Raw genomic sequence first — 12265 nt, forward strand, 5'->3', positions numbered from 1 at the left:
CACCCCCCAGTTCGCTTCGCTCATCAAGAGAGGCCCGCCTTCCGGAACCTGCGGTACAGCACCGCGATCGAGCCGACGACGATCAGGACGCACACCGCGAGGGCGACCACCCCGCCGGCCACTCCGGACGGGACCCCGGCGGACGACGACTGGGCGCCCAGCAGCCGCACCTGGACGATGTCGACCAGGTTGAACGGCGTGAACAGCCCCGCCCAGCCCTGGAGCGTGAAGTTCGTCTGCGCCTCGGCGATCCCCTGGACGGCCCCGACGAACGCCGCGCTGATCATGTAGACGGCGATGACCGCCGCGACCCCGAACCCGCGCCGCGGGGTGAACGCCGCGACCACCATCCCGATGGCGGCCAGGACGAGCGCGAACAGCACGCAGCCGACGAGCGCGCCGAGGTACTTCAGCAGCTGCTCGCCGGAGTCCGGCATCTTGGAGATCAGGCCGCCCACGTACAGGACGGTGACCGGCACCGCCATCAGCGCGAACAGCGCGGTCGCCATCGCGGCGGCCTTCGCCAGCACGAAGTCGAGATGGCCGACGGGGCGCGAGAAGTACAGCGGGATGACGTGGAAGCGCACCTCCCGCGAGGCCAGCACCGGCGCCTGCGTGGCCAGGAAGATCGCCACGATGACCTGCATGATGTTGGCGTAGGAGGAGTAGCGGAACAGCGCGTCCTCCTGCTTGGTGAACGCGAACGCCGCGACCGACCCGGCGGCCGGCAGCAGCATGATCGCCCCCAGCAGGAAGGGCATCACCTTCGCCCGCGCGGGACGGCCGAGACCGTAGGCGGCGCGCAGATTGTGCACGTACAGCGACCGCAGCACGTACGCGCGGCCGTTGCGGCGCCCCTCGTAGTGCCGGTAGCCGATGTCGTGGATCGTGCTGGTGCTCATCGCGGCGCTCCCTGCTGCACGTCTCCGGGCTGCGCGCCGCCGGGCTCGACCCCCGCGGCCAGGGCCTGCGGGGCGGGCGGCGTCTGGAAGACCTCTTCGATGTGGTGGCGGCGCTGCTCCATCCGGATCAGCCGGAGCCCGAGCTCGGCGACGCCGTCGCGGACCAGGTCGTAGGTCTGCTCGCCGGCGATGTCCACGACGAGGAACCGGCCCTCCGGACGGACGGCCACGCCCTGGTCGTAGAGGTGCTGCCCGAGCGTGTCGCGCCCCTCGTCCACCTCGACGGTGAGCACGCCGCTCTCGGCCGTGTACGCCTCGACGGCCTGGGAGCGCAGCAGCTTCCCGCCGTCGACGATGACGACGTGCTCGCAGACCCGCTCCAGCTCGCCCAGCAGGTGCGAGGTGACCAGGACGCTGATCCCGAACTCGGTGCCGATCCGGCGGATCAGGTCGAGCATCTCGTCGCGTCCGGCCGGGTCGAGGCCGTTGGTGGGCTCGTCCAGGAAGACGAGCTTCGGGTCGTGGACGAGGGCCTGCGCGAGCTTCACCCGCTGGCGCATCCCCGTCGAGTAGCCGCCGATGGGACGGTAGCGCTCCTCGTACAGGCCGACGTGCCGCAGCGTGTCGGCGGCGCGCTCGCGGGCCGCGGTCGGCGGCAGCCCGCACATCCGGGCCATGTGCACGACGAACTCGGTCGCGGACACGTCCGGCGGCAGGCAGTCGTATTCGGGCATGAACCCGACGCTCTCCCGGATCCGCAGGCCCTCGCGCGCGATGTCGAGGCCGAGCACGGTCGCGGTCCCGGAGGTGGGCGGCAGCAGCCCGAGGAGGATCTTGATGAGCGTCGACTTGCCGGCGCCGTTGGCGCCGACCAGGCCGACGACTCCGGGCTCGACGGCCACGGAGAGGTCGTCCAAGGCGGTCACCCGGGGGAACCTCATCGTCAGGCCCTGGGTGGCGATGATGGGCATACCGTCGAACCTAGCGGCTGGCCCCGCATGGCACGTCACCCTCAAGGGCGATCAGGGGCAGCCTTTGGTCCGATGCCGGAGGCGACCTAAGTCCCCCGCATCGCGTTCCTTCGGCCGCGGTGCCGCAGCACGACGGCCCACACGGCCCGCTGCAGGAGCAGGGTCAGCGTCCCCGCGATGATCATTCCGGCGACGTTCACGCCCAGCTGGAGCAGCGACCCGTTGATCTCGCTGCCGTGCTTGAGCGCCATCGCGACCGCGAGGTTGCCCGCCGCCGGCACGGTGGTGACCGAGATGAAGACCCCGACCAGCGCCGACGACTTGCCCGCGGTGAGCGACAGCACGCCCGCGGCGCCGGCGAGCAGCGCGACGATGAACGACCAGCGGTCCGGGCTGTAGATGAACGCGGTGAGCGGGCGTTCGTCCGGCAGGCGGTCCAGCTCGATCACCCCGGTCCACCGGGCGGCCAGCGCGCACACGTAGGTGACGGCGATCGCCACGGCGAAGCCGATGACCAGCGCCCGGATCGCGTGCACGATGCGTCCGGGCTGGAGCCGGACGAGCCCATAGCAGATCGCCGCGATGGCCGCGAACTCCGGTCCGAGGACCATGGCGCCGACCACCAGCACCGGCGAGTCGATCAGCGCCGCGATCGCGGCGAGCTGCGTGGCGAGCACGAGGAACGCCACGAACGACCAGGTCAGCGCGGTTCCCTCGCTGACCTGCCGGTCCAGCTCCTCCCAGACGACGGCGTCGTCGCCGTGCCCCGGAGCCAGGTCCTTGGCCACCTCGGCGCGGTCCGACAGCGTCAGGTCGACCTTGTCGAGGGCGATCGACCCGTCCCGGTCGACGTCGAGGCCGCGCAGCGCGTCCAGCACCTCGTTGGCCGACTCGCGGGCGATGTCGGCGGTGACGAGGTCGCCGCGCGGGGCCCGGGCGGCGCCCTCGATCACGACGACGTTGGTGGCGCCGGCGCAGCCCGCCAGCTCCTTGCAGACCGCTTCCGTGCGGTCGGCCGGAACGATCGCTCTCAGATGCAACACGGGCCAATCGTGCCGTAAGCGTCGCGGTGGTGGGTCACGAGCCCGGCCGGAGGAAGCCCAGGCCAGAATGTTTGATCGATTATTTGCCTTCAAGTTGGCAAAAACGCTCAGAAACTCCCCCCAGGACGGTGAAGTCATGAAACAGGCGCCGGTGCTGTTGAAGGCCGCGCGGACGGCCGCGGCGGGCCTCGCGCTCGCCGTCCCGCTGGCGACGGCGGGCTGCGAGGGCGATGTGGGCCTCTCGGAGTCGGGATCGCCCTCGTCCGGCTCGACCAAGCCCGCCTCCGGCGACGAGGCCAAGGCCCGCAAGAACCTGTCCGGGCTCCGGGTCGCGTCCGAGGGTGATCGCGGCGGCTACCGGCGCGACCGGTTCGGCACACGCTGGAAGGACACCGACCACAACGGCTGCGACCAGCGCAACGACGTCCTCGCCCGCGACCTGACGAAGGTCGAGAAGAAGGGCCGCTGCATCGTGCTCGCTGGGAAGCTGGACGACCCCTACAGCGGCAAGCAGATCGCCTTCGAGAAGAAGGACGCCGCCGAGGTCCAGATCGACCACGTCTACCCGCTCGCCCTCGCCTGGCGGATGGGCGCGTCCCGCTGGAGCGAGGACAGGCGCGAGCAGTTCGCCAACGACCACGACAACCTGCTCGCCGTCTGGGGCGTGCCCAACCGGGACAAGAGCGACTCCGGCCCCGGCGAGTGGAAGCCCCAGAAGGGGTTCCAGTGCGTCTACGCGATCAAGTACGTCGCGGTGGCGAAGAAGTACTCCCTGCCGGTGACGCGCTCCGACCACGACGCGCTCCAGGACTTCCTCGCCCGCTGCTGACCGCCGCACCACCGACCGGCCACACCACCGACCGGCGCTGCCGTTGACCGGAAGTGCCGTCGGACGGCAGTGCCGCCGAAGGGCGGTGGCACTGACCGGTAGTGCCGTGGGCCGGTAGTGCCGTGGGCCGGTAGTGCCGTGGGCCGGTAGTGCCGTCGGACGGCGGTGCTGCCGGTGGGCCGTAGGCTCGTGCCATGAGCGAAGCGCGCGGCGAGGACGCCGAGAAGGACGTGGAGAGCGCCGGGCAGGAGCGGCCGCGGGTGCGGACGGAGCGGGGCGTGGGGGCGCGGGCGACCGGTGCGGAGGTGACCGGCGCGTCCGCGACCGGCCTCACGCTGCGGGCCGGGAACGGGCTCGGCTCCCTGGCGCTCGGGGCCATGGCCCTCGGCGCCGTCGCGGTCGGCGCGGTCGCGATCGGCAGGCTCGTCGTGAAGCGGGCGGTCGTCGACCATCTCCAGGCCGGGACCGTCGAGATCAGGCACCTCAAGGTCGGCCGGCTGGAGATCGACGAGCGCTAGCCGGGCGGGCCCGTGCCCGTCCGGCCGTGCGCGTCCGGCTAGCCGAGGGTCGCGCGGACCACGCCGGCGAGGTGCTCGGCCACCGCCTGAGCCTGCGTCTCGGACGCCGCCTCCACCATCACGCGCACCATCGGTTCGGTGCCGCTCGGGCGGATCAGGACGCGGCCGGTGTCGCCGAGGTCGGCCTCGGCGGCGGAGACGGCGACGGCCAGCTCGGGAGAGGTCTTGGCACGGTCCTTGTCGACGTCCTTCACGTTGATGAGGACCTGCGGCAGCCGCGTCATCACCTTGGCCAGCTCGTCGAGCGGGCGACCGCGGCGCACCATCGCGGCGAGCAGGTGCAGCCCGGTGAGGACGCCGTCCCCGGTCGTCGCGTGGTCCAGCATGATGACGTGGCCGGACTGCTCGCCGCCGAAGCCGAAGCCGCCCTCCTTCATCGCCTCCAGGACGTACCGGTCGCCGACCGCCGTCTCCACGACGGTGATGCCCGCCTCGCGCATGGCCAGCTTGAAGCCGAGGTTCGACATCACGGTCGCGACCACCGTGTCGGCGGCGAGGGCTCCGGCCTCCCGCAGGTCCAGGGCCAGGATCGCCATGATCTGGTCGCCGTCGACGACCTCGCCGCCCGCGGTCACCGCCAGGCACCGGTCGGCGTCGCCGTCGTTGGCGATGCCGGCGTCCGCGCCGTGCTCGCGGACGGCGCGCTGCAGCGCCTCCAGGTGCGTGGAGCCGCAGCCGGAGTTGATGTTCAGCCCGTCGGGGGCCGTGCCGATCGTGATGACCTCGGCCCCCGCGCGGCGCAGCGCCTCCGGGGCGACGTCGCTGGACGCGCCGTTGGCGCAGTCGATCACGACGCGAAGGCCGTCCAGCGACACCGGGACCGTGGTCAGCAGGTGCGCGACGTACTGCTCGACCGCGCCGTGCGCCTCCCGGACACGGCCGACGCCCGCTCCGGTCGGCGGCTTCCACGCCTCGCCGAGCCGCGCCTCGACGCGGTCCTCCAGCTCGTCGGGGAGCTTGTAGCCGCTGCGGTCGAAGAACTTGATCCCGTTGTCGGGGGCCGGGTTGTGCGAGGCCGACAGCATCACGCCGAGGTCGGCGTCCAGGGCGTGGGTCAGGTGCGCCACCGCGGGCGTCGGCAGGACGCCGAGGCGCAGCACGTCCACCCCGGCGCTCGCGAGGCCCGCCACGACGGCGGCCTCCAGGAACTCGCCCGAGGCGCGGGGGTCGCGGCCGACCACCGCGACCGGGCGGTGCCCCTTGAACGCGCCCTGCTCCCCCAGCACCCGCGCCGCCGCGACGGACAGGTCCATGGCGAGCGGGGCGGTCAGGTCTCGGTTGGCGAGTCCGCGCACGCCGTCGGTCCCGAACAGACGAGCCACAGTTCAACTCCCGATCAGAGAGAAGGTTCCGGAAAACAGGGAGAGGACACCCGGAAAAGCGGACGAGCCGCCGCACCCGGGTGCGCCGGCCGTACGGGCCGGCTGCGGAGAAGCCACGGGGTGCGACGGCTCGTGCCGTCGATCAACGCTTGCTGTACTGCGGAGCCTTGCGGGCCTTCTTGAGACCGGCCTTCTTGCGCTCGGGCACCCGCGCGTCGCGGGTGAGGAAGCCGGCCTTCTTCAGCGCCGGGCGGTGCTCGATGTTCGCGAACTGCAGCGCGCGGGAGATGCCGAGGCGCAGCGCGCCGGCCTGGCCGGTGGTGCCGCCGCCGTTCACGCGCGCGAGCACGTCGAACTGGCCCTCCAGGCCCAGCAGCACGAACGGCTCGTTCACGATCTGCTGGTGCACCTTGTTCGGGAAGTACTGGTCCAGGGTGCGGCCGTTGATCTTCCACTGGCCGCTGCCGGGGACGATGCGGACCCGCGCGATGGCCTGCTTGCGGCGGCCGGTGCCGGCCGCGGGGCCGGTGGCGACCGGCTGGCCGAGGTAGCTCTCGCCGGCGGCCTCGGGGGTCTCGGTGCTGTACTCGGAGGGCGCTTCCTCGTACGAGTCGATCTCGGCGGCCTGCTCGGCGCCGGTGGTGTCGTCCACGGTTCTCCTTGGGGTGTTCTAGCCAGGGCGGCTGGCCCGTCAGGCGGGTGCCCCGGCGGCCTCTGCTTCCGGGTCGCGCACGATCGGCTCGTGCGCGGGCGTCACTTCTTGATCTGGCTGACCTGGGTGATCTCGAACGGGACCGGCTTCTGCGCCTGGTGCGGGTGGTCCGGCCCGGCGTAGACCTTCACCTTGCCGAACATCTTCCGGCCGAGGGAGTTCTTGGGCAGCATGCCCTTGATCGCCTTCTCGACGGCCCGCTCGGGGTGCTTGGCCAGCAGGTCGCCGTAGCTCACCGAGCGCAGACCGCCCGGGTAGCCGGAGTGCCGGTAGGCGCGCTTCTGCTCCAGCTTGTTGCCCGACAGCGCCACCTTGTCGGCGTTCACGATGACGACGAAGTCACCGGTGTCGAGGTGCGGGGCGTAGATCGGCTTGTGCTTACCCCGGAGCAGCTGTGCGACCTGACTGGCGAGACGGCCCAGCACGACATCGGTCGCGTCGATGACGTACCACTGACGCTGGACGTCAGCGGGCTTAGGGGTGTACGTGCGCACGGTCGTAAGCCTTCGTTTCTCGTCGACTCTCAGCGGTTTCGATCCTCCACCCGTCCTCGCGGACGGGTGCCTCCTGGCAGCGGAATCCTGCTCGCGCCGATCAGAGGATCATCCGACCCGGCGCTCCGGGATGCCGGGGCCCGCACGCGGCCACGGGGGCACATGATGGGGACACACCGACAGGTCGTCGCGCCTCCCGCCTGCAGCGAGCAGGCGCCGACGCACACAACAAACACGCAGGATACTCGGCCATGCGCACACGGGTCAAAACGAGCCGCCGTGGCGCTTCCAGCCGCGGGTCCAGTATGCCGCATGACTTGAATGCCAGGAAGTGGACGTTCAGCACCGTGACGATCACACTTCGTGGCGGATCGGCTCTTTCTGGATTCATTTCTATAACAGAGGGTCTATGTCGGGATATGGTGCCGGGCGACCGGTCCACGCCGGCTCACGCCGGCCCGCACCCGGGAGCCCCCGCTGACCACTCCCCGCAGACCAGCCGATCCCGCCGGAGGCCGCCGACCCGGCCACGCCGGGCGCCCCGGCCCCTCCGGGCGCGACGCCTCCGCGTCGCGCGGCGTTCCCCCGCGGCCCGGTGTCCCTCCCTACCGCGACGAACTCGTCGCGAGCGGCCCGCGACGCGCCCGCCGGGAGCCCCCGCCCGCCGACCGGTCGCCTGGCGACGGCGACGCGTTCTGGAACGGCCGCCCGCCGCGCGGGAAGCGCCCCAAGAAGAAGGGCGCGAAGGGGATCGTCGTGGCCGCCACCGCGTCCGCCCTCGCCATCGGCACCGGCGTCGTGATCGACCGGCTCGTCCTGCCCCAGTTCCGGTCGGAGCGGACGTCCGCCTCCGGATCGCGGCACAGCCCGACCGTGGAGGTCCCGGCCGGTCCGCAGAGCGACCCGCTCGCCGCGACCGGCAAGGGCTCCGGAACCGGGTCGGGTTCCGGTTCCGGGACGGGGGCGGGCGGCGGCCGGACCGGCGCCTCGCCCGCGCCGACCGCCGAGGAGCAGACGCCGCCGCTGAAGGTGATCCACCCGCCGAAGAGCGCGTCCGCCAAGCCCTCGAAGTCCAAGAGGTCCCCCGGGTCGGACGCTCCGTCGGCGCCGGGCGCGAGCAGGACTCCGGGAGGCGGTTCCGGCGGCTCCGGTACCGGGGGCTCGTCCGGTCCCGAGGCGAGCGTGGTGTCCCTCACCAACGCCGAACGCGCCAAGCACGGCTGCCCCGCGCTGCGCACCGACGCGCGGCTCGTCACCGCGGCCCGCAAGCACTCGGCGGACATGGCGGCCAACGACTACTTCGACCACACGTCCCGCAACGGCGACAGCCCGTGGAAGCGGATGGAGGACGCCGGATACAGCAGCCCCGGGGCGGAGAACATCGCCAAGGGCTACCCGACCGCGTCGGCCGTCGTGAAGGGCTGGATGGACAGCCCCGGCCACCGGGCCAACATCCTGAACTGCGGGCTGCGCGCCATCGGCGTCGGGATGGCCTCGGGGTCCGGCGGGCGGCTGTGGACGCAGGACTTCGGCTGGAAGTGACCGCCCCCGCCCGGCGGGGACGCGACCTTCGGCAAATCACCGGCGTCCGGTTCGCCCCCATGTCATGGTGGGTGTCGCGAAGGTCCAGAGCCCTGAACGAGGAACGGTAAGGTCCAACCCATGGGTTATCCGGGCGATCAAGGCAAACCCGGCGACTGGCCTCCCCGGCAGTCGCCGCACGCGCCGTACGGACCCGGAGCCGAAGCGCCGCCGTACGGCCACGACAACGACGAATCCCCTTTCGCCCCGCGCGACGAGGGCCCCGGCGCGCCGCCGGCGTTCGGCGGGGGCGGCTTCGGCGACGACACGTTCGGCCAAGAGAAGTTCGGCAATGACGCGTTCGGCGGTCCCTCCTACGGTGGCGGCGCGCCCGGCGGTGCGCCCGGCGGCGAGGCGCCCGGCGAGCGGACCGCGGCCTGGTCCGACCAGCCGCCCGCGTGGGGCGCCGAGTCCCCCGCCGGCGGCGGCTTCGGCGAGAACGGCCCCGGCGAGGGCGGCTTCGGCTCCTACGAGGGCATGCCGCCCGGACCGTCCGGCGCGCCCGAGCGCCGCCGCAACCTGCCGCTGATCATCGGCGGCGCCGCGGTCGCCGGGATCCTCCTCATCGGCGGCGGCGTCGGGCTGTCGTCGATGCTCAAGGGCGACTCCAAGCCGAAGCCGAAGCCGACGCAGGCCGCGTCCCAGCAGCCGCAGGCCACGCCGACCCCCACGCAGCCCGTCCTGACCCCGGTGAAGCTGCAGAGCCGCACCACCGACCCCGTGCCGCTGACCCTCAAGGAGATCTTCGGCAAGGCGACGTTCAAGGCGGGCAGCCACAAGTACGTGCGGACGGCCGCCGCCGGGAAGAAGACCTGCGCCGGCGCCGTCGGCGGCACGACCCTGGCCGCGGCGCTCAAGAAGGGGCGCTGCACCCAGGTGCTCCGGGCCACCTACGCGCTCAGCAACGGCTCCCTCGTCGGCACGGTCGGCGTGTTCAACCTGCAGACCGAGGCCGCCGCCAAGAAGGCCGTCAAGGCCGCCGCCGCCAAGGACGCGTTCCTGGTGTCGCTGCCCGGCACGGGCGTCAGCAAGAACATCGGCAAGGGCGAGGCGCTCGGCACCTCGCAGGCGCGCGGCCACTACGTCATCATGACGTGGGTGCAGCGGCCGGACGGCAAGAAGATCTCCAGCAAGTACCATGCCGCGGTCCAGGTCTTCGGCACCCAGCTGGTGAAGGGCAGCAACCTGGCAATGGCGCTGCACTACCGGGAGACCGAAGGCAAGCCCCTCCAGAAGTGACCCCCATGACTACCCTCACTGCTTATGTCTGGACCTAGAGACGCACGGGAGCCCGGCGAGCAGGCCGGCGAGGCCGCTCCCCTCAAGCTCCCCGCCTTCGGGCTGGAGGCCCCCTGGTGGGCCGCGGAGTCCGCGGACGCGGCCCCGTCGGCCGAGCAGGCCGCCGCGCCGGAGATGCTGTCGGCGCCCGTCGTCGAGGACGCCCTCACCGAGGAGGTCCAGGACGAGGCCGGCGCCTCCGCCTCCGAGACGCCCCGCCTCTCCGAGGTCCCCGCCGCTCCCCACGTCGCCTCGGCGCCGCCCGGGACGCTCGTCGCCGGGAGGGGCGTCCCGCGCGTCGACTCCCGCGGCGCCGTCCCCGCCGATCCGATCGTCAAGCCCCCGATCTCCCCCGACGAGACCGACCCCGAAGGCTTTCCGCCCATCCCGCCCGAGGGCGGGTTCCGGGACGCGACGCCGCGAGGCGAGGCCGCGGGGGCCGTCACACCAGAGACCGAGGCCACCGTGGACCACCCCGCCGTGACCGACACCGCGACGGACATCCCCGCGTCGCTTTCGGCGTTCGAGAAGGCCAAGGAGGCGGAGGACGCCGCCTCGCTCGCGCCCGTGCTCGTCCCGGACGCCATCCTCCCGCCCGGCGTCGTCCCGCCCACCGGAAGCGGCCCGTTCCCGCACACCGATCCGGCCGCGGTGGGCCCGGCCGGCGCCGACCAGGGGAGCACGCCGCTCTTCCACGCCGAGGGCGCCGCCCCCGCCGACGCCCCGCCGCCCGGACGCCCCCCGCAGGGCATGCCCGTCACCGGCCGGGGTGGCGCCAAGGGACGCTCGGTGCTGATCGGCGGCGTCGCCGCGGTCATCCTCGCCGCGGTCGGGGCCCTGTTCCTCATCGGCGGCACGGGCTCGGACGGCGACCGCGGCAAGAAGGGCAAGACCCCCGAGGCCCCCGCGGCGGCCCAGACCACGCCCGCGGTCACACCGTCCGCCACGGCCGCCGCCCCCGTGGACATCAGCAACGAGAAGACCGACACCGCCGACCTGACGTTCCGCGACGTCTTCCCGACCGAGACCATCCGGTTCGGCGACCGGACGTACCTGCGGGACCGCTGGTCGCTCAACCGGGACGTCACCTACGCGGCCCGCGGCTCCATGCTCGCGGCCCTCCGCAAGGACCAGTGCCGCAAGATCGTCCGCGCCACCTACATCGACCCGCAGACCAAGCTCGCCGTCACCTCCGGCATCGCGGTGATGCCGACGAAGGCGGCCGCGATCGCCGTGAGCAAGGCGGGCGACCCCGCCCGCTACGAGTGGTTCCGCGGCATGGCGGGCAAGCGGTCCCCCGACATCGACCAGGCCGGCGGGTACGCGGCCGCGACCGTGCGCGGCCGGTACGTCGCCTACGCCTACGTCCAGTGGGCGAACGGGAAGAAGGCCAAGCCCGGCGACCCGACGATCAAGAAGGCGGCGCAGCTGTTCCTCGACTACGACCTGCGCCCGATCGTGGCGCGGTCCCGCGGCTGAGCCCGTAGGCCCGGCCCCGGGACCGCGGGGTCAGCAGCCCTGCCGGTGCACGGCGCCGCCGGGCGGCGCCGGCTGGTCGGCGGACGCCGCGGCGGCCGTGGCGTTCAGCGTCCGGACGCGGCGGGTCTCCTGGGCCCGCCTGGCCAGGCTCTCGTCCTCGGGGTAGCGGATCTCCTCCAGCGACAGGCCGTGCGCGGGCGCCACGTTCACGCCCGAGTCGCGGACGCGCGCCGCGAGCACCTGCGCGGGCCACTCGACCTCGCGCCGCCCGTCCCCCACCATCAGCAGCGCGCCGACCAGCGCGCGGACCATCGAGTGGCAGAACGCGTCGGCCTCCACGGTGGCGAGCGCGAGATGCGGGTCGCGGTCGTCGCGCGCCCACTCGTAGCGCAGCAGCTCCCGGATCGTCGTCGCGCCCTCCCGCCTGCGGCAGTACGCGGCGAAGTCGTTCTCGCCGACCAGCCTGCGGGCGGCCTCGTTCATCAGGCCGAGGTTCAGGGGACGGGGATGCCACAGCACGTCGTGGCGGCGCAGCGGCTCCACCCCGAACGGGTTGTCGCACACCCGGTACACGTAGCGCCGCGACAGCGCGGAGAACCGCGCGTCGAACCCCTCCGGGGCGATCGACACGCGCCACACCCGCACGTCCGGGGGCAGCAGCCCGGCGAGGCGGCGCGGCATCGTCCCGTTGATCGCCGAGTAGGCGGCGACGGGGACGACGAGGTGGGCGACCTGGCCTCGGGCGTGGACGCCCGCGTCGGTGCGGCCGGCGACGGTGAGCATGGGGGGCGGGTCCAGCCGCAGCATCCGGGCCAGCGCGTCCTCGATGACGCCCTGGACGGTCCGCTGGTTCGGCTGCCTCGCCCAGCCCGCGAAGTCCGACCCGTCGTAGGAGATGTCGAGCCGGAGTCGTACCAGTGCGGTCATGTCAGCCGAGTCGTCCTTCTGCAACGTCCGTCCATCCCTCCGGGCACCCCGCGTTCGTCGGGCACTCCCCTGACACGCTCCCCGGTGAACCGTCGCCCTCCTGCCATGACCATGCGATCAAGTCTGGCAAAGTTCGGGCCCGCCGTCCC

Annotated in this window: 12 protein-coding genes; 5 read left to right on the forward strand and 7 right to left on the reverse strand. The window is 72.9% G+C overall.

Features of this window, described 5'->3' with window-relative positions; genetic code table 11:
* Positions 1-23: 23 nt before the first annotated feature.
* The 3 genes from AB0C69_RS26245 to AB0C69_RS26255 all read right to left on the reverse strand — a co-directional run bounded on the left by AB0C69_RS26245 (position 24) and on the right by AB0C69_RS26255 (position 2916).
* Positions 24-902, reverse strand: a complete 879-nt coding sequence (locus tag AB0C69_RS26245) for an ABC transporter permease (protein ID WP_345176446.1) — start codon at positions 900-902, stop codon at positions 24-26.
* Entirely contained in the window at positions 899-1873 is a 975-nt protein-coding gene (locus AB0C69_RS26250) for an ABC transporter ATP-binding protein (protein WP_345176444.1), read from the reverse strand. Before AB0C69_RS26250 ends, AB0C69_RS26245 begins: the two co-directional genes overlap by 4 nt.
* An 86-nt stretch (positions 1874-1959) precedes the next feature.
* Entirely contained in the window at positions 1960-2916 is a 957-nt protein-coding gene (locus AB0C69_RS26255) for a DUF389 domain-containing protein (protein ID WP_360357828.1), read from the reverse strand.
* A 136-nt stretch (positions 2917-3052) separates the two neighbouring features.
* On the opposite strand from AB0C69_RS26255, the gene AB0C69_RS26260 reads away from it, so the two are divergent.
* Together AB0C69_RS26260 and AB0C69_RS26265 are read left to right on the forward strand one after the other, a co-directional pair.
* Positions 3053-3745 (forward strand): HNH endonuclease family protein, encoded by a 693-nt coding sequence (locus AB0C69_RS26260; protein WP_360357830.1) that lies wholly within the window; start codon positions 3053-3055, stop codon positions 3743-3745.
* Positions 3746-3939: 194 nt separating this feature from the next.
* Complete coding sequence (locus AB0C69_RS26265; protein ID WP_345176437.1) at positions 3940-4263, forward strand: hypothetical protein; 324 nt, start codon at positions 3940-3942, stop codon at positions 4261-4263.
* 38 nt (positions 4264-4301) lie between these two features.
* Here AB0C69_RS26265 and glmM read toward each other — a convergent pair whose 3' ends face one another.
* The 3 genes from glmM to rplM all read right to left on the reverse strand — a co-directional run bounded on the left by glmM (position 4302) and on the right by rplM (position 6851).
* On the reverse strand, positions 4302-5645 hold the full coding sequence (gene glmM, locus AB0C69_RS26270) for a phosphoglucosamine mutase (protein ID WP_360357832.1): 1344 nt from the start codon (positions 5643-5645) through the stop codon (positions 4302-4304).
* Positions 5646-5787: 142 nt separating this feature from the next.
* Positions 5788-6297 carry a 30S ribosomal protein S9 gene (rpsI, locus tag AB0C69_RS26275; RefSeq protein ID WP_345176434.1) on the reverse strand — a complete coding sequence of 170 codons (510 nt, stop codon included), beginning with the start codon at positions 6295-6297 and terminating at the stop codon, positions 5788-5790.
* Between the two features lie 101 nt (positions 6298-6398).
* Entirely contained in the window at positions 6399-6851 is a 453-nt protein-coding gene (gene rplM / locus AB0C69_RS26280; RefSeq protein ID WP_345176432.1) for a 50S ribosomal protein L13, read from the reverse strand.
* 756 nt (positions 6852-7607) lie between these two features.
* Here rplM and AB0C69_RS26285 point away from each other — a divergent pair.
* The 3 genes from AB0C69_RS26285 (at position 7608) to AB0C69_RS26295 (ending at position 11189) form a co-directional block, all read left to right on the forward strand.
* Positions 7608-8393 carry a CAP domain-containing protein gene (locus AB0C69_RS26285; protein WP_360357834.1) on the forward strand — a complete coding sequence of 262 codons (786 nt, stop codon included), beginning with the start codon at positions 7608-7610 and terminating at the stop codon, positions 8391-8393.
* A gap of 120 nt (positions 8394-8513) precedes the next feature.
* On the forward strand, positions 8514-9671 hold the full coding sequence (locus AB0C69_RS26290; protein ID WP_360357836.1) for a hypothetical protein: 1158 nt from the start codon (positions 8514-8516) through the stop codon (positions 9669-9671).
* Between the two features lie 24 nt (positions 9672-9695).
* Positions 9696-11189 carry a hypothetical protein gene (locus tag AB0C69_RS26295; RefSeq protein ID WP_360357838.1) on the forward strand — a complete coding sequence of 498 codons (1494 nt, stop codon included), beginning with the start codon at positions 9696-9698 and terminating at the stop codon, positions 11187-11189.
* 30 nt (positions 11190-11219) lie between these two features.
* On the opposite strand, the gene truA is transcribed toward AB0C69_RS26295, so the two are convergent.
* Positions 11220-12116 carry a tRNA pseudouridine(38-40) synthase TruA gene (truA, locus tag AB0C69_RS26300; protein ID WP_360357840.1) on the reverse strand — a complete coding sequence of 299 codons (897 nt, stop codon included), beginning with the start codon at positions 12114-12116 and terminating at the stop codon, positions 11220-11222.
* Between the last annotated feature and the right edge of the window lie 149 nt (positions 12117-12265).

Source organism: Actinomadura sp. NPDC048032 (genome assembly GCF_040653175.1).
Lineage (GTDB): Bacteria > Actinomycetota > Actinomycetes > Streptosporangiales > Streptosporangiaceae > Spirillospora > Spirillospora verrucosospora.